The sequence below is a fragment of the Glutamicibacter sp. ZJUTW genome, from assembly GCF_008370855.1.
Classification (GTDB): Bacteria; Actinomycetota; Actinomycetes; order Actinomycetales; family Micrococcaceae; genus Glutamicibacter; species Glutamicibacter nicotianae.
The window spans coordinates 3,504,950-3,528,224 of record NZ_CP043624.1; the positions used below are offsets into that span (position 1 = coordinate 3,504,950).

At 62.7% G+C, this 23,275-nt stretch carries 24 protein-coding genes, 1 pseudogene and 1 riboswitch; of the genes and pseudogenes, 8 read left to right on the plus strand and 17 right to left on the minus strand.

The window, feature by feature from the left end; genetic code table 11:
- Positions 1-143: 143 nt before the first annotated feature.
- Complete coding sequence (locus F0M17_RS16410) at positions 144-566, plus strand: zinc-binding dehydrogenase (RefSeq protein WP_210416667.1); 423 nt, start codon at positions 144-146, stop codon at positions 564-566.
- A 284-nt stretch (positions 567-850) separates the two neighbouring features.
- Here F0M17_RS16410 and F0M17_RS16415 read toward each other — a convergent pair.
- Positions 851-2,024: pseudogene (locus F0M17_RS16415) on the minus strand (IS3 family transposase).
- Positions 2,025-2,330: 306 nt separating this feature from the next.
- Between F0M17_RS16415 and F0M17_RS16420 the strand changes: the two are divergent.
- On the plus strand, positions 2,331-2,762 hold the full coding sequence (locus F0M17_RS16420) for a hypothetical protein (protein WP_149597603.1): 432 nt from the start codon (positions 2,331-2,333) through the stop codon (positions 2,760-2,762).
- Between the two features lie 173 nt (positions 2,763-2,935).
- Here F0M17_RS16420 and F0M17_RS16425 read toward each other — a convergent pair whose 3' ends face one another.
- The 4 genes from F0M17_RS16425 to uraD all read right to left on the minus strand — a co-directional run bounded on the left by F0M17_RS16425 (position 2,936) and on the right by uraD (position 6,395).
- On the minus strand, positions 2,936-4,471 hold the full coding sequence (locus tag F0M17_RS16425; RefSeq protein ID WP_066142908.1) for a nucleobase:cation symporter-2 family protein: 1,536 nt from the start codon (positions 4,469-4,471) through the stop codon (positions 2,936-2,938).
- 75 nt (positions 4,472-4,546) lie between these two features.
- A complete protein-coding gene (gene pucL, locus F0M17_RS16430) occupies positions 4,547-5,470 on the minus strand; it encodes a factor-independent urate hydroxylase (protein ID WP_038992811.1) in 924 nt (307 codons plus the stop codon).
- Positions 5,471-5,474: 4 nt separating this feature from the next.
- Positions 5,475-5,831: a hydroxyisourate hydrolase gene (gene uraH / locus F0M17_RS16435; protein WP_038993376.1), complete on the minus strand. Its 357-nt coding sequence runs from the start codon at positions 5,829-5,831 to the stop codon at positions 5,475-5,477.
- Positions 5,832-5,900: 69 nt separating this feature from the next.
- Positions 5,901-6,395 (minus strand): 2-oxo-4-hydroxy-4-carboxy-5-ureidoimidazoline decarboxylase, encoded by a 495-nt coding sequence (gene uraD / locus F0M17_RS16440; RefSeq protein WP_066142904.1) that lies wholly within the window; start codon positions 6,393-6,395, stop codon positions 5,901-5,903.
- Between the two features lie 322 nt (positions 6,396-6,717).
- Here uraD and F0M17_RS16445 point away from each other — a divergent pair, with 322 nt between their 5' ends.
- A complete protein-coding gene (locus F0M17_RS16445) occupies positions 6,718-6,912 on the plus strand; it encodes a hypothetical protein (protein WP_066142901.1) in 195 nt (64 codons plus the stop codon).
- A gap of 108 nt (positions 6,913-7,020) precedes the next feature.
- Here F0M17_RS16445 and F0M17_RS16450 read toward each other — a convergent pair whose 3' ends face one another.
- Positions 7,021-7,674, minus strand: a complete 654-nt coding sequence (locus F0M17_RS16450; RefSeq protein ID WP_168202053.1) for a TetR/AcrR family transcriptional regulator — start codon at positions 7,672-7,674, stop codon at positions 7,021-7,023.
- A 172-nt stretch (positions 7,675-7,846) separates the two neighbouring features.
- Here F0M17_RS16450 and F0M17_RS16455 point away from each other — a divergent pair, with 172 nt between their 5' ends.
- A complete protein-coding gene (locus tag F0M17_RS16455; RefSeq protein WP_210416668.1) occupies positions 7,847-10,120 on the plus strand; it encodes an ABC transporter permease in 2,274 nt (757 codons plus the stop codon).
- Between the two features lie 68 nt (positions 10,121-10,188).
- Here the strand turns inward: F0M17_RS16455 and F0M17_RS16460 are convergent, their stop codons facing one another.
- Both F0M17_RS16460 and F0M17_RS16465 read right to left on the minus strand, forming a co-directional pair.
- Positions 10,189-10,524, minus strand: coding sequence for a LuxR family transcriptional regulator (locus F0M17_RS16460; protein WP_038992804.1), 336 nt, complete (start codon positions 10,522-10,524; stop codon positions 10,189-10,191).
- 106 nt (positions 10,525-10,630) lie between these two features.
- Positions 10,631-11,647 (minus strand): AEC family transporter, encoded by a 1,017-nt coding sequence (locus tag F0M17_RS16465; RefSeq protein ID WP_149597605.1) that lies wholly within the window; start codon positions 11,645-11,647, stop codon positions 10,631-10,633.
- Positions 11,648-11,846: 199 nt separating this feature from the next.
- On the opposite strand from F0M17_RS16465, the gene F0M17_RS16470 reads away from it, so the two are divergent.
- Both F0M17_RS16470 and F0M17_RS16475 read left to right on the plus strand, forming a co-directional pair.
- Positions 11,847-12,611: an SDR family oxidoreductase gene (locus tag F0M17_RS16470; RefSeq protein ID WP_038992802.1), complete on the plus strand. Its 765-nt coding sequence runs from the start codon at positions 11,847-11,849 to the stop codon at positions 12,609-12,611.
- Positions 12,612-12,640: 29 nt separating this feature from the next.
- Entirely contained in the window at positions 12,641-13,024 is a 384-nt protein-coding gene (locus F0M17_RS16475) for a nuclear transport factor 2 family protein (protein ID WP_073707155.1), read from the plus strand.
- 3 nt (positions 13,025-13,027) lie between these two features.
- Here the strand turns inward: F0M17_RS16475 and F0M17_RS16480 are convergent, their stop codons facing one another.
- From F0M17_RS16480 to F0M17_RS16490, 3 genes are all read right to left on the minus strand, one after another.
- A complete protein-coding gene (locus tag F0M17_RS16480; RefSeq protein ID WP_038992801.1) occupies positions 13,028-13,477 on the minus strand; it encodes an SRPBCC domain-containing protein in 450 nt (149 codons plus the stop codon).
- A 45-nt stretch (positions 13,478-13,522) separates the two neighbouring features.
- Positions 13,523-13,780, minus strand: coding sequence for a hypothetical protein (locus tag F0M17_RS16485; RefSeq protein WP_052253948.1), 258 nt, complete (start codon positions 13,778-13,780; stop codon positions 13,523-13,525).
- Positions 13,781-13,865: 85 nt separating this feature from the next.
- Complete coding sequence (locus F0M17_RS16490) at positions 13,866-14,327, minus strand: MarR family winged helix-turn-helix transcriptional regulator (protein ID WP_073707156.1); 462 nt, start codon at positions 14,325-14,327, stop codon at positions 13,866-13,868.
- Between the two features lie 169 nt (positions 14,328-14,496).
- On the opposite strand from F0M17_RS16490, the gene F0M17_RS16495 reads away from it, so the two are divergent.
- Together F0M17_RS16495 and F0M17_RS16500 are read left to right on the plus strand one after the other, a co-directional pair.
- Positions 14,497-15,498: a pirin family protein gene (locus tag F0M17_RS16495; RefSeq protein WP_149597606.1), complete on the plus strand. Its 1,002-nt coding sequence runs from the start codon at positions 14,497-14,499 to the stop codon at positions 15,496-15,498.
- Positions 15,499-15,515: 17 nt separating this feature from the next.
- Entirely contained in the window at positions 15,516-15,848 is a 333-nt protein-coding gene (locus F0M17_RS16500; protein ID WP_121867700.1) for a GNAT family N-acetyltransferase, read from the plus strand.
- 10 nt (positions 15,849-15,858) lie between these two features.
- Here F0M17_RS16500 and F0M17_RS16505 read toward each other — a convergent pair whose 3' ends face one another.
- From F0M17_RS16505 to F0M17_RS16530, 6 genes are all read right to left on the minus strand, one after another.
- The gene (locus tag F0M17_RS16505; protein ID WP_210416669.1) at positions 15,859-16,080 is read right to left on the minus strand and encodes a hypothetical protein; all 222 of its coding nucleotides are present in this window, start codon (positions 16,078-16,080) and stop codon (positions 15,859-15,861) included.
- Complete coding sequence (locus F0M17_RS16510) at positions 16,061-17,443, minus strand: MFS transporter (RefSeq protein WP_149597607.1); 1,383 nt, start codon at positions 17,441-17,443, stop codon at positions 16,061-16,063. The genes F0M17_RS16505 and F0M17_RS16510 overlap by 20 nt, the downstream gene beginning before the upstream one ends.
- 23 nt (positions 17,444-17,466) lie before the next feature.
- Entirely contained in the window at positions 17,467-18,204 is a 738-nt protein-coding gene (locus tag F0M17_RS16515; protein ID WP_149597608.1) for a ZIP family metal transporter, read from the minus strand.
- A gap of 61 nt (positions 18,205-18,265) precedes the next feature.
- Positions 18,266-19,621, minus strand: a complete 1,356-nt coding sequence (gene dnaB, locus F0M17_RS16520) for a replicative DNA helicase (RefSeq protein WP_038992790.1) — start codon at positions 19,619-19,621, stop codon at positions 18,266-18,268.
- An 856-nt stretch (positions 19,622-20,477) separates the two neighbouring features.
- Positions 20,478-20,978: a flavin reductase family protein gene (locus tag F0M17_RS16525; protein WP_073707159.1), complete on the minus strand. Its 501-nt coding sequence runs from the start codon at positions 20,976-20,978 to the stop codon at positions 20,478-20,480.
- 94 nt (positions 20,979-21,072) lie between these two features.
- Positions 21,073-21,190, minus strand: a riboswitch (SAM riboswitch).
- A 287-nt stretch (positions 21,191-21,477) separates the two neighbouring features.
- Entirely contained in the window at positions 21,478-23,274 is a 1,797-nt protein-coding gene (locus tag F0M17_RS16530) for an NAD(P)-binding domain-containing protein (protein ID WP_371737253.1), read from the minus strand.
- Between the last annotated feature and the right edge of the window lies 1 nt (position 23,275).

The window sequence follows — 23,275 nt, forward strand, 5'->3', positions numbered from 1 at the left end:
CTAGGCAGCTCTTTCACTGCGTAAGTGCCAATCTCTTCAGCATGCACTGCATCCTGATCCCTTGAGACTGATTGCATGCCCAGGCCCGGGCCTGGAAGAAATGGGCGTCCGCTGGCGCGGCCGGCGGGGTCGGGGGGCACACAGTGGAGTTGGCCCACCGACAGGGCCTGGAGGTCACCGTGCTGGCCTCCGCCGGCGACATACCGTTCCTCGTCTCTCGCGGCGCCAACCACTTCCTGACCCGCGGGGCGAACCTTGCACCTGCCGGCTTCGACGGTGTGCTCGACGCCGCAGGCCTGGGGAACGAGGCGATCGCCGCAGTCCAGGACGGTGGCTCCTACGTCGGCTTGTGGCCGGGACAGGAACCGGATTCGGAACGCGGCGTCCGTGTCGATGCGCTCGACGTGCGGGCCGACGGCGCCCAGCTCGCCGAGCTTTCCCGCCTCGCCGACCAAGGTGAAATTAGGGCCCGCGTCGCACAGACCTACCCGCTCGAGGAGGTAACGGCAGCCCACGCCAGGTTGGCTGAAGGCAGCCTGCGCGGACGGCTCGTCCTCATCCCCTGACTCAGGAGGCCGATGCCCATCCCCACCACCACGGCGAGCAACCCCGGGGCCCGGGACATCCATGGACCCCAACGAACGAATTGACACCCACGCGAATATCCCGGGCGGTTCGTGACGCCGTCAAAGCACCGAGGCCGGGGCCCGCTGCTCTGACATCCAGTCCTCGCCCAGACGCCCGGATACCACCGCACCGGTACGACCAGATCGCTGCCGAAGCCCGATCGCCCTGGACCCGCTACGCACCGGTGCTCAGGGTCTGCTGAAGGTTTGGTTGACACCAAGGTTTATGCTGTCAGAGCGACAGACTCGATCATTCTAGCCTCGAACTGAACCGGGGTCAGTTTCCCCAAACGTCGTTGCTTGCGCTTGCGGTGATACTTCCCCTCCAGCCAGGTCATGATCGCCAATCTCAGCTCCTGACGGGTCGTCCACCAGCGCCGGTCCAGCACATTCTTTTGCAACAGATTGAAGAACGACTCCATGGCCGCATTGTCACCGGCTGCCCCGACCCGGCCCATCGAACCGACCAGCCCGTGACGTTCCAGCGTTTGAGTGAATTTCCTGGACCGGAACTGGCTGCCGCGGTCACTGTGGACCTTGACTCCGCGCGGGTGGCCACGGTGCGCTACAGCCATTTCCACGGCGTTGACGGCCAGGTGGGCCTTCATCCGCGAATCCATCGAGTACCCCACGATTCTGTTGCTGAACACGTCCTTGATCGCGCACAGGTACAGCTTTCCTTCGCTCGTATGGTGCGAGGGTGTTATCGGTCAGCCACAGCTGGTTAGGCTGCTCGGCGGTGAAGTTCCGCTGCACCAGGTCATCATGCACCGATGGACCAGCTGGTGAGTACTTACGCTGGCGTTTGCCGATCACTGAACGGATCCCTGCCTTGCGACATAACCGCCAGACCCTGCGCTCGGAAACTTGGTATCCGGCGTCTTCCAGATCATCGGCCAGCACACGGTACCCGCCTTCTGGATCTTCCTCGTGAAGCTCATGCAGCTTGCCGATCAGCTCCTGCTCTTCGATTTCCCGGGCAGAGACAGGGTTCTTCAGCCACTTGTAGTACGCCTGGGTGCTGAACCCCAAAACCCGACACGCCACTGGCACTTCGAATATGTTTCCTGCCTGTTCGAGCGGCTAATTCTTGGACGAGCGGGCCCATTATTTTGGGGAACGAATATGCGACTGGGAAAGGTAGGCTGCGGCCTTGCGCAGCACCTCGTTCTCCATTTCTAATTCGCGGATGCGTTTGAGCGCTTGGGACATTTCCTTGCGTTCGTCAGCATCAGTGGCTGGGGTCATTCCGTGGGATTGGTAGCGGGCATCACGGACCCACGTTTGCAGGGCTGTCTTTGAGACGCCCAGATCCGCAGCGACTTGCTTCTGAGAAATCCCCGACTCTACGAGAGCGACGGCGTCCTTCTTGAATTCTTCGGTGAAGATTCTTGGCATGGTTTTTGTTCCTTCGTTTGAGCATAACCATAGCTGGGTTATGCGGTCGAAGTGTCAACCAAACCTTCAGCAGACCCTGTGTCAACTAAATGGAGGTGGTCCCATCCCAACACAGGCTGGCGATGTAGGTGAGCCGGCGGAGCAATATGGATTCTGCAATGGTGCCATTAGAGATAGAGCCTGCCATTGGCTGAAGATGGCAGGATCTGGTCGGCGAATGCAGATCAACGCCATGCGATGGCCTAATCTGGGCCTATGAACCGCCTTCACCTGACGCATCCCTCGGAACTCCTGTTTCCACTCTTGGTGCGCGGAACAGCAGCCGGCATCCTGGTGGCCGCCATATGCGTCACCGCTCTCGAACTCCCTGGGCCTGCAGGCTATGCGACCATCACATTCATGTACGGCCTGCCCTTCGGGGCGCTGCACGGGCTGCTGGTTGCTGGCGGGGTCTATGCAGTGCTCGCCTTCCGTCATCATCGAAGCTCCGCAGGCGTCATGCAGCGGCTGGTTCCAACAGCCACCGCAACGGCGGCACTCCTCTGCATTCCTGCAGGCATCCTGATGGCCCTGCTCATCGGCGCGGAAAACGCAGCCTACCTGCTGCCAGCCGCTGCACTCGACGCCTCGGCTGCGGCGGTCACCGCCTGGTGCACGCAGTCGGCGATACGCGCCGTTGAGAAGAAACTCAATGCAGGACGCCCGGAACCGAGTCCTGGTCGACTGGCTCGGGGGTAGGAGGTTCCCAGCGCTAGGCGCACTGCTGTGGACCAATCCAACGAGGTCTTGAGCCCACCACGGGCGAACGCCCGCCGGCTCTAAAGCCTGCGGGCGCTAATCTTGCTCAGGATGGATCCTTGTCCATCTCGTCGCGGTCATTCTTGTCCTGTTCGGGTTCTTCCTGTTTCTGCTTAGTGTTCCGGGTTCCCGGCAAGCCTGGGTACAGGCATCTCGATGGCCCCTGTCTGGATCTGCTCGAATTCATCGGGCGTGACTACAGGAATCTCGTAGCCTTCCTTGTCGATGAGCTTGCCGCCCACGTAGTGGTCGCCCTCGAGCAGTCCGCAGATCTCCTCGGTCTTGACCATCCGCGGCGGAGCTGCCGAGAAGACTGATGCATTCTTCGTGTTTCCGAACTTGAGCTCGTTGAACAGCAGGTTCAGCAGCACGGCCATCACGGCTGCCGAGGAAATTCCGGAGTGGAAGATCGTCTCGAACCAGGTGGGGAATCCTGCATAGAAGTCGGGCTTCACGATCGGGATGCAGCCGAAGGCAATCGAGGCGGCGACAATCACCAGGTTCATGCCGTCGTACTTCACCTTGGACAGGGTCCGGATTCCGGAGGCGGCAACGGTGCCGAAGAGCACGATGCCAGCACCGCCGAGCACCGGGGTGGGGATGGCCGCGACCACGCGGCCGAGGATCGGCAGCAAGCCGAGCACCACGAGGATGCCACCGCCGGCAGCGACCACGAAGCGGCTGGTGATTCCGGTGATGGCCACCAAGCCGACGTTCTGCGCGAAGGCCGACTGGGTGAAGGTGTTGAAGATCGGGGCTACCGCGGAGGAAGCCATGTCGGCGCGCAGGCCGTCGGCGATACGCTTGGAATCCACCTTCGAGCCGGCAATCTCGCCCACTGCTAGGATGTCGGCGGTGGTTTCGGTGAGGATCACCAGCACCACGATGGTCATCGAGATGATGCCGCCGATTTCGAAGACCGGCATGCCGAAGGCCAGCGGCTGCGGGAAGGCGAAGATGGCGCCGTGGCCGACCTGCGAGAAATCTGCCATGCCCAGCAGTGCCGCGGCGACCGTGCCCAGCACGATGGCCAGCAGGATCGACATGCGGGAGATCGCCGCATTGCCGACCTTGGAGAGCAGGAGGACCACCAGCAGCGTTCCGGCGGCCAGGCCGATGTTGGCCAGCGACCCGTAGCCCTCGGCCTTGGCGTCCCCGCCCATGGCCCAGTTGGCTGCGACCGGGGTCAGCGAGATGCCGATCATCGTGATGACCACGCCGGTCACTACCGGCGGGAAGAATCTGATGATGCGGGCGAAGAACGGTGCGATGAGGAAGCCGATCAACGCAGCGACGAGCACCGCGCCGAAGACCGCCTGGATGCCGCCACCGCCATTGACGATGGCCACCATGGTGGCCACGGAGGCGAAGGAGGTGCCCTGGACCAGCGGCAGCTGCGCACCGAAGAACGGGATGCCCACGGTTTGCAGGATGGTGGCCAGCCCGCCGACAAACAGGCAGCAGGCGACCAGCAGGCCGATTTCGTCCGGAGCCAGCCCTGCGGCATTGCCGATGATCAGCGGCGGGGCGATGATTCCCCCATACATCGTCAGGACATGCTGCAAGCCATAGGCAAAGGACTTCCCCAGCGGAAGCTTGGCGTCCTCGGGACGATTGCCTTTGATAGATTCATCTTGTGTAGCGCTCAAGGCTGACCTCCTACGTCAGTCGCTGCCAAAGGTGTGCCGGTGTGCCAGCACCGGCACACCTTCAACGCTGTTCGTTTAGATAAATGCCGGAATATTTGCCCAGATCGGGTGATTCGCCTCGGTGCCTTCTCGGGTGATCGTCGCTTCGATCAGTCCGTACGGGCGGTCAGCCGCGAAGAAGACCTCATTCGGGTTGTCCTGGCCGAAGACCTCGAGGTCCACCAGGAAGTGGTGCTTGTTCGGCAGCGACATCTTGATCTCGGCGATTTCCGGATGAGCTTCGAGCACTGCCTGCCCCATCTGGAACATGGTCTGCTGCAGCGCGTACGAGTGGGTGTCGGCGAAGCGGGTCAGCAGCAGCTGGCGCACCGAGGTGTAGACCGCGTCGAAGTCGATGCCCTCGGCGATGGCCTGCTCGGTGTAGCGCCAGCGCGCGGTCACGTCGGTGGCCAGGATGCGGTCGGTGGTTTCCTTCAGTGTCGTGTATTTGTCCCGCGGGAAGCCGTGGAATTCGCTGCCCGTGGACTTCAGCACGGTGAGGTCTTCCAGGCCTGCAACGATCGACTTCTTGCCGTCGGCGCCGATTTCCAGCACGGCGGTGCGGACCTCGGACTTGTTCTGCGAGAAGGCGTGGTCGTGGTCGTTGATGCGGTCCCAGAAGAACTGCTGGGCTGCCCAGCGGCCACCGGTGATCCAATCGAATTCCCCGGTGAAGTGCTCGCCAAGCTGCACCAGGAACTCCTCGATGGCACCCACACCGTTGCGGGCCAAGCCATAGACGGTGTTCTTCTGGGTGTCGGTGGCGACAACGCGGCCATTGTCGCCATCCTGGTGCGCGGCGGTGAAGTCGCCGTGCAGCTGGCTGGTGACGTTCAGATCCTGGATCTGGTGGCGAACCGTGTCGCGGGTGATCTTGACCAGGCGGACTTCGGCCTTGCCGTACTGGTTGGAGCCCAGCACGATCTTGGTGTCTGCCGGGGCGGTGATTTCGGTAGTCATGGTTCTAACTCCCTCGGTACGTGGAATATGCAAACGGGCTGATAAGAAGAGGTACGTGGTAGTGCTCGTCGACGTCATTGACGAAGAAATCGATGCTTACCGCGGGGAAGAAGCTTTCCGTTCCCTGCTTCCCGAAGTAGCCGCCGGTTTCAAAGGAAATCCGGTAGCGGCCGGCTTCAACCTGTACCGGTCCGAGGTTCTTGATGCGGCCATCGGCATCCGTGGAACCTGAACCGATTTCTTGCCAGCCGGATGCCGTCTTGGCTTCCAGCGTGGCCTTGACACCGGAGGCAGGCCTCCCGGTCCCGGTGTCGAGTATGTGGGTGGTGATGTGGCTGCGTTCGCCGTTGCCATCTGCCATGTTCATCTCCTGGCTGTCGGAGGGATAAGGGGTCGGTAAATGCGCGGGGTGTGCACCCCGGGCATTGGCTTAGTTGTCCACCGCGTTCTGCAGCCGCAGCAGCGCGATCTGGCGCAGCTGCTCGGCAACCTCAAGAAGTTCTTCCTGCTCGCCATTGGCCAGCCGGCGTTCGCATTCGGCGAGGATTTCTTCGGAGCTGCGGCCAGCGGCGCGGATGAGGAAGACCCGGTTGAAGCGCTGCTCGTAGGCCTTGTTGGCCGCGGCCAGGCGTGAGGTGACATCGCCATCAAAGTCCAGGCCTGCCTGTTCGCCACGCGAGAGGTCGGCTTCCTTGCTGCTGCCCTGCGCTTGTTCGCCGATGCGCGGGTGGTGCGCCAAGGCGGCGGCGATTTCCTCGCGGTTGAAGGGGGCGACGTCCTGCAGCGCATAGCTGGAAAGCTCATCGAAGCTGTTGAAAGGACGGGCGGAAACAAGTGCATCGATCCAGCGGTCGACATCCACGCAGGGGCGCAGGACATCTGCCGCCTCGGCTGCGGGCAATTGATTGAATACGTCTAGTCGCATCGGGTGATCAGCTCTTTTCAAACGGTCGTTCTTTCCACGGACCTTGGCTGAACACCCTTACCACCGAAGGAGACTTCGGCTTCGACTCGATGCTGGTTTCGTGGAACCTTGTGCCACCACTGTAATCCACCTCACAGCGTCGCCGTCAAGTCAAAGCCGGAAAATCTTTAACAAGTGTGATTTATGAAAGTTTTCCGCATTGCGGATAGAAAATTTTGCGCCCAGCTATTGCCAACAATCCACCATGGTGCACATAATGGTTTCGCAAGGCAAAACATAATTTCCATATTATGGAAATAGAGAATCGCGAAGGAGGGTCGCAATGACCGCTATCAACACTGGCAAGATCAACTGCTCACCGGAGGGCCAGCGCCTCGTTGCCACCACCGACGCGTTGCGCACCGGGCTGTTCCAGCCTATCGAAGGCCTGGATCCCGATATCGCCCGCCAGCCGCGGATCACCCGCGAGGTCCCCTCGCTGTTCAGCCGCCTGTTCGGCCAGCACCAAGGGCGCTAGGCGCTCCTCAAGACCACGCAGAGGCCAACCCCTGAGGCGTCGGGACCTGGCCTCTGCGTTTTTTAATTCAGCTTTCCGATCCGGAGAGCGGCCACGCACCAGCTTCCGCTAGTCATCGCCGAACGCCATGAAGTCGGCTGGCGCAGTGCTTGGCGCCGCCAGCATGCCCACCATGGAATCGACCAGGAAGTAGCCCACCGATTCCCAGTTCCCCCGCTGCCTGCCGTCGTTGACCGTGCGCTCGTACTGCGCGCACAACCCCAGGAACATCGGACCGAGAATCAATGCACGCGACTTGACCACCACTTCAGGAATGCCCTCGAACTCCCTGATCGCCCGGCCCTGGGCCGCGGCGTCCAGCACCTCTGCACGCAGGCTGTCGCCGACGATCGATGGCAGCTCCGGATGCAGGCGGGCCTGATAGAGGAATTGCGCCCGCCAGGAAGGGTGATCCAACGCGTCGAAGGAATACACCCAGGGAAGCGCCTGCACGGTAACCAGTTCGCGCAGGCTTGCCTCGGGCCCGCCTGCCGCCGACGGGAGCGACGCGCGGCAGCGGCGCATGCCATCCATCGCCCGCTGCAGCATGGCTTCCAGCAAATCCTGCCGGCTCCCGAAATGGTACTTGATCGCCGAGTGGTTGGCCGTGCCGGCATGTTCGGCAATTTTCCGATTCGATACGGCGTCGATTCCATAGCGCGCGAAAAGTTCTTCTGCCGCATCAAGCAGAATCTCCCGCGCCTTTTCGCCATGTCGACTCACCGTCTCCACCCTTCGCTCGCATTACGCACCAGTTGCCCAGGTAGTGAACCTCGGCACAATCATAGATAGTTTTACGCCATGTGGCGTAAATTGGTTGCCAGTATTCAACTAATAATCTTGCCGGGGTGCCAAGCATCCCGCCGCTGACCGAGAATCCAAGGAGCATGCGTAGTTGAGCAACGACGCCGCAGTCACTGAAAACCCGCCGCCCTCCCGCAGGGCCAAGCACGAGAAGCAGCCGCTCTCCGAGCAGGAAACGGCCGCCAAACGCGCCAAGGCCGAGAAAATCGGCAGGACTGTCGCAGTCTTCATCATGCCATTGATGATCGTGGGCATGATGATCTGGGGCTACCTCGGCGCCATGCACCAGCAGGAAGCCAAGAACATGCCGGTGGCCATTTCCGCCACCAGCACTGAGAAGGCAGAGGACTTCGTCCGCACGCTCGAAGCTGGCAACGGGGATGCAGTCGACCTGCGCATTGTCGATTCGCCGCGCGAAGCCCGCGAGCTGGTCTATGACCGCGAAGTGACCGCCGCCGTTGACCTCGACGGCAAGACCGCCACCATGTACACCGCAAGCGCTGCAGGCGTCTCAGCATCCTCGGCCATCAAGGCAGTGCTCACGCCGGTGATCCTGGAAGACGGGCTGAAGCTGGCGGCAGAGGACCTGAAGCCGCTCCCGGCGGATGATTCCATGGGCATGGGCGCCATGCTGCTGGCCACCGCGATGATCACCGCCGGCTACATGCCGTGGTCCCTGGCCTGCTCCAACTCCCCCGAGCTGCTGCGGCGCCGCAGGGCGCTGCCGCTGCTGGGCGGATGGTCGATCCTCCTCTCGGGACTGGGCATCCTGGTCGGCGGCCCGATCCTCGGCGTGCTCCCCGCAGCCACCATCCTGCCAGCGTGGGGCACCTTGGCCCTGGGTGTCTTCGCCGTGGGCGCAGGCCAGCTGCTGCTGACCCGCATCTTCGGTGCCATGGCTGTCATCCCGGGCATGTTCCTGTTCATGGTGCTGGGCCAGCCGGCCTCCAACATGGGAATGTCGGTCTACATGCTGCCGAAGATCTTCCCGTTCCTGCACCAGTTCCTGCCGATGCCGGCCCTGGGCGAAGCCATGCGTTCGGTGCTGTACTTCGATGGAGACGGCGCGGGCGTGCATATCCTGATCCTTGCCGGCGGGGCCGTGGCAGCGCTGCTGCTGGTCGCCCTGATCGATGCGCTGCGCACCGCCAAGGGCAAGAGCGATATCCCGACCCAGATCAATGTCCCTTCCCTGCATGGCGGCCCGCGCCCGAAGAACAAGGCCTGGCGCTACATCACCCTGGGCGCGGTGCCTTTCGCCATGATCGCCATCATGCTCAGCTCCATGCTTGGCGCCATGCAGACCCCAGCTCCGCGCGAGATGCCGGTAGCGGTCGTGGGTACCTCCATGGAGCAGGCCCAGCAGACGGTGGATTCGCTGAAGGAGTCCATGGAGGACCAGTTCGTCTTCACCGTCATGGACAACGCCGGCGACGCCCGCTATCTGGTCGAATCGCAGGAGCTGACCGGAGCGTTCGTGCTGCCGTCGGAGCAGGATCCCGAGGCAACCATTTACACCGCCCAGGCTTCCGGCAACGCCGCCTCGCAGGTAGTTGTGCAGGTATTCACCCAGATCAGCCAGGCCCAGGACATGTCCGTGGACCACCGGGAACTGGCGCAGCTTCCGGAGCACGACAATATGGGCACCGTGGTCATGTATCTGGGCATGGGTTGGGTGATGGCAGGCTTCATGGTCATCATGGTTGCTTCCACCGCGGCACCGCACCTGCGCCCGCTGCAGAAGCTGATCCCGCTGGTGGCGGTGTACTCGGCCTTCATGTCAGCCGTGCTCTACCTGATCGCCGGACCGTTCACCGGTGCTGTCGAAGGCCACTTCTGGCAGCTGTTCGGCACCGGCGTGCTGGCGATCTTCTCGGTCGCCATGCTGACCACGGTATTCAACCGCCTGATGGGCATGGTCTGCCTGCTCCCGACCATGCTGGTCGTGATGTTCCTGGGCGTCCCGGCCTCCAACGGCGCACTGTCCATCTACATGGAACCGCGCATCTTCGCCATCCTGCACGACATCTTGCCGATGCCTGCGGCCGTTGAAGCGATCCGCGCGATCATCTACTTCGACGGGGCCGGCCTCTCGTCCCATCTGGTGGTCCTGGGCATCTGGGCCCTGGCCAGCCTGGCGCTGACCCTGGTCATCGACCAGCTCAAGCCGGTGCATGCCGAAGCCCACCCGGTGTCCGCCGAAGAGCTCGCGGCCCTGCAGGGCCGCCAGCGCGACGCCAAGGCGAGCGAAGCCGCTGCATCGGCCAATGGCATCGATGCCGAAGCCGGGGAACTGGCTGACGCGCAGGCCGCGGCCGGCGCAAGCGCCAACGAAGACCGGGAGAAGGACGCGGTCAGTGTCTAGCCAGTCCTCCTCCCCCGGCAAATGCGGACCAGTCCATTGATGTGGACTAGCCCGCAGTTCGCTTCCGCCTAGCGATCGGTCTTGGCCACCGTGAGCAGCACGCTGGAATCCTCGGTAGCGCTGATTTTCAGCCGCCCTTCGGGCAGCACGATCAGATCCTGGCTGCGCCCCTCCCACTGGTTGCCCATCGATGAGACGGTGACCCTTCCGTCGAGGACCAGCAGTGTCGCTTCGCCGGGATTCGCATGCTCCTGCAGCTCGGTGCCGGCCTTGATCCCGATGACAGTTTGGCGCAGCGTATGCTCATGGCCTCCGAACACCGTGCTGGCGGCGCGGCCATTGCCGGCGTTCTCGGCATCGCGCAGCTGGGCCCGGGCGATGGCGGTCAGCGAAAACTTCTTCATTTAATCCCTGCATCTCATCTCTGCGGCTGGAAGCTCCTCGCCGGTTGGCATGTGGTGCTACCAGCCTGTCCCCGGTCGGGGCAAAGGTCAAGGACTGCGCGGAAGGCTACTTCAGCGCCAGCTGCGCCAGCACCGGCAATGCTATGACCGACAGGACGCAGGTGATGACGATGGCTACCGCGGTCGGTTCGCCATCCCCGGTGTCGTTTTGCGCCATGATGTAGGCGGTCGCGCTCACCGGCATGGCCGCCATGAGCACCGCCGAATTGAACCAGATGCGGTCCAGCTCAGGGGCGAAGGCAAGCAGCATGGCCACCACCAGCACGGGGAATGCCACGAGCTTGCCCACGACCATGGTGGCGATGGAAATTTTCGCCCAACGGGCTGCTGGCGCGGTACCGTCCGCGGCCGCCGGCGCCCGGCGCCTGGAACGTGCTCGGTCAATGGTCCGCTTCAGCGACATGCCGATGACGAAGAGCGCGCCCGGAGCAGCCGCGGCGGCCACCAGGTCGATGGTGTCGTCCACCGGCTGCGGCACCGGCACTGCGAACATTGCTATCGCCCCGCCGACGAGCATCGCCCAGGTGACCGGGCTGCAGACCAGGGCGTTGCGCACGGTTCGGGCAATGCGCGCAGCACTGGCCTTGTGCTCTCCTCCGCCTGCGTGGGGCAGGACGATTTGGGCGAGGATGGGGAACCCGACCATGAAGATGATGTTGTGGACCAGTTGCCCCATGCCCGCCGCGAAACCGGCTTCGGTTCCCATCACGCCCAGGACGATCGGGATGCCCAGATACGAGACGTTGCCAAAGCTGGTGGCCAGCATGCCGGCGAGCGCCCGCGCCCGGTCTGCGCGCAGCAGATAGCGGAAAGCCAGCCAGCTGATCAGCGCGAACACGAGTGCCGAGACGATGCTGATCCACAGGAATGCGAACGGCACGCCGTCGCTGATGTCCGCCCGGGCCACCACCTTGTAGAGCAGGGCCGGCAGGGCGACGTAGAAGACGAATACGTTCAGTGCTGGTTCCACGCTGGCCGGGAACTTGGGAGCATGGCTGGCGGCGTAGCCGATGAGCATGACGAAGAACAGCGGCAGCACGCCATAAAGCACGTCGAGGAACACAAGACTCCTTCGGGGATATTCGGCCCTGATTGCGCGAACCGGCCACTTCAAGGTTAGTAGCCGGCCAGGCTGATCCGGGAAACGCGGCCGGGGATGCGACGCAACATGCAGAAGAAAACTGGGGTTTCGTGGCCCGAATTCCTAGGATGGGACCACGCGCCTCACCCTAATGCCGTTGAGATTTCCGCAAGGAGAATTGATGTCCCAAGCATCTAACGCCCCGCACGCCCCGCGCACCATCGTCATCACCGGTGCAGGATCAGGCATCGGCCGCACCACCGCCCGCCTGCTGCTGGAGCAGGGATGGAATGTGGTGCTCGCCGGGCGCACCGCGCAGAAGCTGCACGAGACGGCGCAAGGACATGGCTCCGCCCTGGTGGTCCCCACCGATGTCAGTGATCCGCAGGCCGTGGATCAGCTGTTTGCCGCAGCCGCCGAGCGTTTCGGATCGGTCGACGTGCTGTTCAATAATGCAGGGATCTTCGGTCCCCCGGCAGCCATCGACGAGCTGGACCCTGCCCAGTGGGATGAGGTGTGCCGGATCAACCTCACCGGAGCCATCAACGCCGCCCGGGCGGCGTTCACCCACTTCAAGGCGCACGGCGGGGGACGCATCATCAACAACGGGTCGATTTCGGCGCAGGTGCCGCGCGTGAACTCCGTTGCCTATACCGTCACCAAGCACGGCATCGCCGGCCTGACCAAATGCCTTGAACTCGATGGGCGCGAGCACCGGATCAGGGCCACCCAGATCGATATCGGCAACACCGCCAGCGACCTGCTCGATGATTTCGGCGCCACCGAGGGAGCCTTGCAGCCCAGCGGACATCGGCTCGTCGAGCCGACCTTCCCGCTGGCCGAAGCCGCTGAAGCCGTTGCGTACATCGCCGGGGTTCCATTGGGCACGTCCATCAACCAATTCACCATCACCGCTGGCGGCATGCCCTACATCGGGCGAGGCTAGGCCGCGGGCATCATCGAGGAGGACCGGGCATGGAAATTGAGACCCCGGCGACCTGCGGCAACGCCCCGCGCCATCAGATCATCATGGGGCTGCTGGCTGCGCTGCACGGCAAGGACCTGGCAGAACTGCGCCAGTGGCTTGCCGAGGATGTGGTGTGGGAGTTCCCGGGCGAGCAGGCCCTGCATGGACGCGACGCGGTGGAACAGTGGGTCCAAGCTCGCCCCGAGACCAGCAGGGTGCTCTTCCTGAGCATCCTCACCCACGGCAAGGAAGGCAGCGCGGACGGGATCTTCACCAGTGGCGGCAGGGAAACTCCCTTCAGCCACGTGCTGCGGTTCGCCTCGGCCGGCAAGGCAGCGAAGCTGGTCGGCGTGCGCAGCTATTTCGCCGCTTCTTCCGCTGCTGCGCAGTAGGGCCTAGAAGTATTCTGCCAGCAGCGCTTCGAGCTTCGCGAAAGCCGAGTGCCATGCCTGGGTGCTGGACTCGATCACCTCATGCGGCAAGGGGGTTTGGGTCAGCGTGAGCATGGTCTGGCCGGCGAATTCCTTGAATTCGATGCGGGTCTCGATTACCAGGTCCAAGGTCATTTCGTGCGGGCCGTCGGCGCTGGCCAGGCACTCGTACTCGTCGAAGGCGGTCAGCACCGCCTTGAGCGGCACCCTGGCTTCCGGGTTCCCTGCCTGCACCATGTTCAGCTCATGCCGGCCGCCGACCTTGGCTTCGAAGACGACGGAATCTTCCTCGACCAGCCAGCCCTCCGGCCCCCACCATTGGGCGATGATTTCCGGTTCGACAAAGGCAGCCCAGACGGCGTTCTTCGGTGCGGAAAACTGCCGGGCGACTACAAGCTCAGTCATCGATTCCATGGGTTCAATTCTATCGCGGCCCGCTTTCGGGCTCAGCTGCGCGGGCTAGCCTTGCGGGCGGCGGGGCTCCATGCGGCTCACGGTGTACAGCGTTTGCTCATCCGGCAGGGTTCCGGCGGCTTCATGGGCGCGCATGACCTTCATGGCGCGATCCCATTTGATGCGTTCGCGCGGGCTGGCCAGGACGCGGCGCTCGGCGGGACCGAAGATCGACAATCCCAGGTACTTCAGGCGCCAGAAGATGCGGTAGCCGACGCTCAGTCCGGTGGTATCGGAAATGATCGGCAGGGGTGATTCATCCATGATCGTCGTCCTCTTCGGTCATCTGACGTGCAAGTGCTGGCACATCAATCATACGTCATTAGTTGGTGCACCAACTAAATTGGGCCTAGCTCTTCGGAGCGTTCGCACCAGCGGCGATCATGCGGTCCAGGATGCTGCGCAGTTCCAGGACATCCTTCTCCGAGAGGGCAAGCCGGGCCATCATCTCTCGGGGCACCTTCACCGCTTCGGCACGCAGCGCTGCGCCCTTCTCCGTGGGCTGGATGACCACTGCCCGCTCATCGTCCGGGTTCTTCGTCTTGGCTACCAGCCCGGCGGTTTCCAGCCGCTTGACCAGCGGCGAGAGCGTTCCCGGATCCAGATGCAGGTGCCCGCTGAGGGTACTGGCGCTGATCGGTCCCAGATCCCAGAGGGCCAGCATCACCAGGTACTGCGGATGAGTCAGTCCCAGCGGATCCAGCACGGGCTTGTATGCCGAGATCACCGAGCGCGAGGCTACGGCCAGGCCGAAGCAGACCTGCTTTTCCAGCTTGAGAAGATCTTCGTCGCGAAGAATTGCACTGTCCACGTTGCTGCAAGCTCCTTGAAAGATGCCTAATACCACTGCATCGATCGTACCCCGGCCGAAAATTTCGCGACCGGGCCCAAGCGCGCACAGTGGAATGGCATGGCTTCCGGCGATATGGAAAATAGCGGAGCGAGTAGTCAAAACGGGCGGCAGTGAATAGCCTTGGCCTATGAGCAATCTTGAGCAGAGTCCGCAGGAGATCGACTGCCATGCACTGCGCTCCGGGGCAGAGGTTGAAATCCTCGAGCCACGCGAAGTGCCGCTGGGCGGCCCGCGGGCCATGACTGTCTTCCGCACGCTGCCGCAAAAGCAGCGCAGCCTGATTGGCGCCTGGTGCTTCCTTGACCATTACGGTCCGGACGACGTCAAGGTCACCGGCGGGATGAACGTGCCCCGGCACCCGCATACCGGATTGCAGACCGTCTCCTGGCTCTTCACCGGCGAGATCAACCACATGGATTCTGCCGGCTTCAAGGCAACCGTGCGCCCGGGCGAGGTCAACCTGATGACCGCCGGCCACGGAATCAGCCATTCGGAGATCCTCACCGAGGACACCACCATCCTCCACGGCGCCCAGCTATGGACCGCGCTGCCCGATCATGCGCGGGACATGGAGCATACCTTCGAGAACTACCGCCCGGAACCGCTGACCGCCGAGGGCTGGTCGCTATCGGTATTCCTGGGAACCTACGCGGTAGCTGGGCAATCTTCCGCCTCCCCGGTGAAGACCCACACCGAGCTCGGCGGCGCGGAATTGCGCCTCGAGCCGAATACCGAAATCCACGTCGTGGTTCCCGAGCACCATGAGCACGGGATCCTCTTGGACTCCGGCAGCCTCGAAGTCAACGGCCATGAGCTCGCCCCGCGCGATCTGGGATTCGTGCAGGCCGGGTGCAAGACTCTGCACCTGAGGTCCGGCGACCAGCCGGTGCTGGCGCTGCTCATCGGCGGTGAACCGCTGAAGGAAGACATCCTGATGTGGTGGAACTTCGTGGGCCGCACCCATGAGGAAGTCCTCGCCTTCCGCGCGCAGTGGCAAGCCGAAATCGGGGCGGAGCCCAGGGACGCCTCCGAGGACCGCTTCGGGCCTTTCCCGCCTGATACCCCGGCAGCCCTGCCAGCCCCTGCCCTTCCCACGGTTCGCCTTCGCCCGCGGGTGAACCCCGCCTAGCCACCAAGGAGCTTTCCATGAGCGATATCAAGCCAGTTTTCCTGCCCGAGCGCCAGCGTTTCGCCCTCGATGATGACGGGAAGATGATCGGCGCGGCGCACTACCGCGATTTCGACGGTTCAGAAGGAGTCGAGCGGATTTTCTTCCACACCACCGTGGATGAGGAATATGGCGGGCAAGGGCTGGCCGGCATCATGGTGAAATTCGCGCTGGAGAACACCATCGCCAGCGGCGCCAGAATCGTTCCGGTCTGCCCGTACGTGAAGGCCTACGTTGCCAAGCACACCGAGTACGCGAAGCATCTGGTGGAACCGGAAAAGCACCATCTGGAGATCCTGCCGCGCGGCTGAGCCGGGCAGTTCAAGGATTCATCTCCAGGCCTCGCGCGGCCAGCTCTTCGCTCAGGAGGCGGATGGCTTTCGGACCCACGCCGTGCAGTGCGAGCAGCGCCGCGGCGCCGGCCTGCCCCGCCTGCTCGAGGCTGGTGATGCCGGCCTGCTCGAAGGCCCTGGCCGCGGGGTTGCTGGTTTTCGGAAGCTCGGTGCCCATGACCCCAGCGTAGTCAGGCTGCCGGCCGCGCAACAGCTTTGGTGCGCGGCGAGATCGCGATCAGGACGAGCACCAGCAAGAGGCTGAAGCTGAATACCGAGATGAACCCCATGCCGGTGGCGGCCATTGCGAAGATGACCCCACCGATGGCGGTGACCCCGGCATTGCCCAGGGAGTCGGCCACGGTCATTGCCGATGAGTTGAATCCCTGCTCGTCCTTGGCGGACAGGGCCAGCATGTTCACGTTTTGCCTCGGGAAGATCATGCCCATGCCGAAGCCGCCCACAGCCCATCCGCAGACCAGCACGAGCACCGGCGGATGGAAGACCGCGGTAGCCAATGCCGTTGAAATCGCTATGCAGCCAGCAATGGCACCCACGGTGATGCAGGTGGAGGATTCCACCTTCTCCCCCAGCTTTCCCTGCAGCCATGAGCCCACCGACCAGCACAGTGCCGAAGCCGTCAGGATCAGGCCGGCCCGGTCGGGGCCCAAGTGGTAATCCTCGCGCAGCAGGTAGGGCAGGTAGACTTCCACGCCGAAGAAGGCACCGGCCACGAAGATGCGGGTCATGATGGTGGACGGCAGTCCCCGGGCCAAGCTGAATGTGCCCTTGGGCAGCAGCGGGCGAACCGCGGCCAGGGCTACCGCCAGCGCCAGGACCAGACCGAGCAGGGACCAGCGGCCCTGCGCATTGCCGAGCAGATTCATGCAGATAACTGCCATCCCGGTCAGCCCAGCCAGCACCAGCCGCTTGGCGGAAATCGGCCCCAGGTCAGGATTGCGCGTCGAGCTCAGCGATTTCAGCGCCGGCACGACCCCGCAAAACGCGAGAACCACCAGCACCGCCACGCCGGAGAACACCCAACGCCAGCCGAGGTGCACCGCGATCAGGCCTGCCATCCAGGGGCCGATCATCGCCGGGATCACCCAGGCGGTAGCGAACAGGGCGAAGATCTTCGAGTGCAGGTGCCCAGGGTACGCCCGGGCAATGAGCACGTAGATGGCGACGGTGATCGCGCCACCGCCGATTCCCTGCAAGACGCGCCCGGCAATCAGCGTCTGCATGTTCTCGGCCGAACCGCAGATCAGCAGCCCAACGCAGAATACGGCAACGGCGATGAACAGCGGGTGCTTCGGCCCCCACCGGTCGGTGACTTCTCCGGCGGCCACCATCCCCAGCATGCCGCTGGCGATCGGTGCGGCAAAGGCCAGCGCGAAGTAGCGTTCACCGTCCAGCAGCTCGCTGACCAGCGGCATCACCGTCGTCACGGCCATGGATTCGAAGGCGACCAAGAAGACGAGCACGAACATGCCAAGGGTGGTGGCAAGATACTGCGGAGCATAGATGGTGGACTCGGCACGCTCGGTTGATTGGCTGCTGCGGTTCAGGGGCATGCAACCATGATCTCAGGTTTCGCCTAGCCGCCGATCACGTGCAGGCTGAACGCCGCGAGGAAGCCCAAGGTCACCAGCAATCCGGTGTAGTCGTGCTCCACCTTGTAGGCTTCGGGAACCATGGTGTCGGCGATCATCGTCAAGATGCCTCCGGCAGCGACGGCGGTGGCGAAAGCCAGCACCTCGCCGGGCATGGATTCCAGCAGCAGGGCTCCGAGGAAGGCCGCGATGCCGCAGGAAATGGCGATGGCGCCCCAGAGCAACGCGATTGAGGATCCCTTCTTCCCGGACGCTTTCATCTGGGCGGTGCTCGCCAGGCCCTCGGGGACATTGGAGATGAAAATGGCGATCAGCATTGCCGGATTAATGCTTGCGCTGGCAACAACGGTCAGTCCCAGGGCCACGGATTCTGGAATGCCGTCGATGAGCGCGCCGACCGCGAGCGCGGATCCGGACGAATCCTGCTCGCCTGCGCGCTGCGCCTGCCTCTTTCCGGTCCGCCAGTCCAGCAGCCGGTTCGCAACGAAATACAAGGCAGCGCCCACAATGACACCGCCCAGCGTCGCACCAAGGCCACCGGTGCCATAGGCTTCGAGCACCAGCTCGAAGGCCAGGGCGCTGATCAGGACCCCGGCGCCGAAGGCCATGATGGCGCTGACCCAGACCTTGGGGATCTTCAGCCACCAGGCAGCACCGGACCCCAGCAGCAGGGCGGACCCGGCCACGGTGCCCCAAAGCAAAGCCTGCAACGAAGCGAACATGGCACCCACTATAGCCAGCAATGAGCCGGGTTAGTAGGTGCCATATGAGTTCTGACTGGGACTAACCCTCGTTGGACATGTTATTGAAACGCGAATAGTGGCCCTGGAAGGCCACGGTGATGGTCTTGGTCGGACCTGCACGGTGCTTCGCGATGATCACGTCGGCCTCGCCCGGACGGTTTTCCTTGTCGTACACGTCGTCGCGGTGCAGCAGGATGACCATGTCGGCGTCCTGCTCGATCGAACCCGATTCACGCAGGTCCGAGACCATGGGCCGCTTGTCGGTGCGCTGCTCCGAACCACGGTTCAGCTGCGATAGCGCGATCAGCGGCACGTCGAGTTCCTTGGCGAGCAGCTTGAGGTTACGCGAGAACTCCGAGACTTCCTGCTGGCGCGATTCCACGCGCTTGCCCGAACTCATCAGCTGCAGGTAGTCGAGGATGATCATGCGCAGCTCGTTGCGCTGCTTGAGCCGGCGGCACTTGGCGCGGATTTCCATCATGGACATGTTCGGCGAATCGTCGATGAACAGCGGGGCTTCGTTGAGCCGGCCCATGGTCGTGGCGATCTTGGTCCACTGCGCATCTTCCACCGAGCCCTTGCGCAGGTCCTGCAGCTGGATAGACGCTTCGGCCGAGAGCAGGCGCATCGCAATTTCGTTGCGGCCCATTTCCAGGGAGAAGAACACGGTGGCCATGTTGTGCTTGATGGCAGCCGAACGGGCGAAGTCCAGCGCGAAGGTCGACTTGCCGACGGCGGGACGGGCAGCGATGATGATCATCTGGCCGCCCTTCAGGCCCTGGGTCAGCTCGTCGAATTCGTAGAAGCCGGTGGGCACACCGGTGATGCCGTCGCCCGCGTTGGCCGCGTTCTCGATCTCGTCGACCGTGTCTTCGATGATGTCCGAGAGGCGCACATAGTCCTCGCTGCTGCGGTTCTCGGCAACCTTGTACACCTCGGCCTGGGCTTCGTTGACGATTGCGTCGACCTCGCCATCCGGCGAGTAGCCCATCTGGACGATGCGCGTACCGGCGTCAACCAGCCGGCGCAGCACTGCGCGTTCGCGCACGATTTCTGCGTAGTACCCGGCATTCGCCGCAGTGGGAACCTGCTGGATGAGGTTGTGCAGGTAGGCAGCGCCACCCACGCGCGAGATTTCGCCGCGCTTGGTCAGCAAGTCGGCTACGGTGACCGCATCGGCTGGCTCGCCGCGGCCGTAGAGGTCAACGATTGCCTCGTAGATGGATTCGTGGGAGGGACGGTAGAAGTCGGTGCCGCGGATGGATTCAACGACGTCGGCAATCGCATCCTTGGAAAGCATCATGCCGCCGAGCACCGACATTTCGGCCTCGATATCCTGTGGCGGCTTACGCCCTGCGTCGGATTCCCGTCCTTCGTAAACCGGCTCAGCACTCATTGCAGACACTTCCATCCCCTATTGACCCGCTGGGAAAATTCTCCTTGCCCTCATGGCAACGCTTCATCATGTCAGTCGATACGGACATTTAGCTGTAAAGCGCCTGTGGATATTTCTCTCCCGAAGCCAACACTAGGGCTGTTATTAACAGGCGTAAACCTCATTATCCACAGAATATGTGGATAACACACCGCTACCTGTGGACTCCCCTGTTCACAGTCTGGGGAGAACCCTGTGGATTACCCCACTCTACACACCGGTAACACCGATTGACTAGGCTGTTTGCATTTTCACACTTGTGGAAAGAAAGTTAATTCATTGAAGGTCACGCCAACCACATCGAGGTTATCAACACCCACAACCGCCCAGTTTCCGGGGTTTTTGCTCCTTTGTTCACATTTCCCCACACTTCATCCACAGTTTTGTGGATAACACTGTGGATACTGTTAATTTTGCAAAACCCTTAGTCACCACGGATTAATGTTCGCTATCAAGGCTCCGAGCCCGAAGTAGTTCACAACCGACAAGAATTTCACCGCTCAGGGCCGTGGATAACTTGATGTCGCCGACGTGGCGTTGCGTGAATTTGAAGCCGTAACTGGGCTCTTGGCGCACTGCCGCCGATTTACCTCCGCAATCAGCTGCAGTGGAAGTGCAATTACACGTCGAACTTGCCCGCAGTGCATGGGCTGCATGTAGTCCAGGGTTGCGGCCGGTGCGCCCGGAGATCAAGAGGCATCGCGCCTAGTTTTCAGATTGGCGCAAGTATAAAGTGATTCTGCAGGCCTCGAAATCAAAAAAGCTTCGGCCAGATCAATACGTTGATCTGGCCGAAGCTTTGGAAGTTCAGAAGGGCTTAGACGAGCTCGGGAACCGGCAGTGAATGGAAGCGCGAATCGTGGAAGATCTGCGGTGAGTGCTTCGAGATGCGGTGCCCGTGGACTTCCATCAAGATCACCCAGTGATCCCCCGCTTCGACCTCGTTGTAAATCGAGGTTTCCAGCCACAGCGTGGACTCGTTAATGAACAGTGCGCCCTGCTCCGAGGAATAGGTGTCGATCCCGCGGAATCGGTCGCCGTTCTTCGACGCGATCTGAGCACACACTCCTTCATTGCGTTCGCTGAGCACCGAAACGCCGATGCGGCCAGCGTTGCGCAGTTTTGGCCACGTATTCGATGATTTCTGCACGGCGAACATCACCAGTGCTGGCTCGAGGGAAACACCCACGGTAAATGACGAAGCCACAATGCCGGTCTTCTCGCCATCCAGTTCTGCACAGAGGGCGGCTACGCCTGACGGATGCTGAGCGAAAACCTTGCGCAGGGTCAACGGGTCAAGTTCAAGATTCAATGACATGGCTCGATTCCTTCGGGTCTTGCCCACCGCGCAGTAGTCCGCACGCCGGAGCTTCTTGCTTCTCGAAGCCGCCAGAGTTGGAGTTCCGCGCCGTGTGCGGTACTTGTTCCAGCACGTTTTTGCGTGGAACCGAATCCTCACCTGGAGCACCCCACTACCGTTGAGAGGGTTGCCGATCAGCAAGCCAGGGCTTATAGCTGATGCTCTTGATTCTGCTTAAAACAATATGGGTGATTACGAAGCAGCGTCAAACAATTCACTTCTTAAATCGAAATACTCCGGTATTCATTCGGTGAACTGCGGTCATTTCTGGTCGCAATCGTTCATTTGTTCGCCACACATCATGTCCTGTTCGCCTTAATGCTGAGGAACCGGCTTGCAACGGAATCCCTGCCCGGTTCGGCCCCCAGTACCTGTTCTGCCGGTTGGCAACGAGCCTCGGCCCGCCCGGACCAATCACGGTCCAGGAGGGCCGGGAAACCCCAGGTACTTCCGCGCTTCAGAGCCGGTGGAAGCTTTCGGCGAGTGCGTACACCGGGGTGCCCAGCCCCTCGTAGCGGGCCTTGAGCTGCAGCCCGAGGTACTTGGAGTAGTGGCGCGACTGGTGCAGGTTGCCGCCGTGGAACCACAGGTTCTTGACCCTGGTCGGCTTCCACATGTTGCGCAGCTCCCCCTCCCACGGTCCGGGATCCTTGGTGGTGCCCGACCCCAGTCCCCAGCACTTGCCCACCTCGTCGGCGACCTCCTGGGATATCAGCTGCGCGGCCCAGCCATTCATGGAGCCGTAACCGGTCGCGTAGACCACCGCATCGGCGGGCAGCTCGGTGCCGTCGGCCAGTACCACGGAATGCTCGGTCAGGTGCGAGACTTCTCCCTTGGCCAGGGCGATGGAACCATCGGCCACCAGCTCCGAGGCGCCGATGTTGATGTAGTAGCCCGAACCGCGGCGCAGGTACTTCAGGAACAGGCCCGAGTCGTCGTCCCCGAAGTCCAGATCGAACCCGGCATCGGTCAGCGACTGGTAGAACTGAGCGTCATCCTCGCGGATCTGGGCGAAGGCCGGCTTGTGGAACTCGGGCAGAACCTTGTACGGGATCGAGGCGAAGATCAAGTCCGCGGTATTGTGGTCGATCCCGTTGGCCAGCGCCTCCTCCGAGTACAGCGGGCCGAGCACGGTCTTCATCAGCGATTCGGAACGCACGATATGGGTGCTGGAGCGCTGCACCATGACCGGCTTCGCTCTGTTGTTCACCAGGTCGGCGCAGATGTCGTGGGCTGAATTGTTCGACCCGATCACCACCACGTTCTTGCCCCGGTAGGCCTCTCCGCCAGGATGGGTCGAAGAGTGGTTCTGCTCGCCGGCGAAGATGTCCTGCCCCGGGTACTGCGGCAGGTTCGGGATGCCTGACATGCCGGTGGCCAGGACCAGATGGGCGGGGCGCAGGGTCAGCGGCTGGCCGTCGCGGATGACGTCGACGATCCAGCCCTCGCCTTCGGAGTCCTTGCGTGCGCCCACCGCCTCAGTCAGGGACCAGTAGTCCAGCTCCATGAGCTTTGTGTAGCACTCCAGCCAGTCCCCCATCTTGTCCTTCGGGGTGAACACCGGCCAGTGGTCGGGGAACTCGATATACGGCATGTGGTCGTACCAGACCGGGTCGTGCAGGGCCAGGGAGTGGTAGCGCGAACGCCACTGGTCGCCGGGCTTGGGATGCTTGTCGATGATCAGCGCGGGCACGCCCATGCGCTTCAGCCGCGCACCCAGGCCGATGCCGCCCTGGCCGCCGCCGATGACCAGGACATAGGGCTGCTCAGTGATTCCCAAGGATTCCTGGGCCTTCTTCCGCCGGTCCAGCCAGTTCTCCGAGACCATGTCCGCCCCGTGGTCCGCCCCCAATTCGCGGCGCGCCCCGGAAGGCTCGGGGAAGTCGCGCAGTCCTTGCGCGGTGGACAGCATTGTCCAGCCCAACCCGTCGCGCAACCGGAACAGGCCCTTGCCCTGCACCGCATCGTTCTCGAAGGTGAACCAGGCCTCGATGACGCCCTCGGCTTCCGTGGCGCTGGTCACCTGCAGGTTGCGCGGCCAGGCCCCGGCATCGATGCCCAGCAGCATGGACTGGATGCCGTCGCGCCCCTCCGCGGTATGCAGGTTCCAAGTCAGCGAGGTCAGGTCGCGCCAGTAGGATTCCTCGCCGAACATTTGCACTGCGGCGGCGGAATCACTGGCCGACAACGCCTGCTGCAGCTTCGCCAGCCATGATCGTGCCTGGGTTTCCGGGGAGTTCTCGGCCATCGTCATC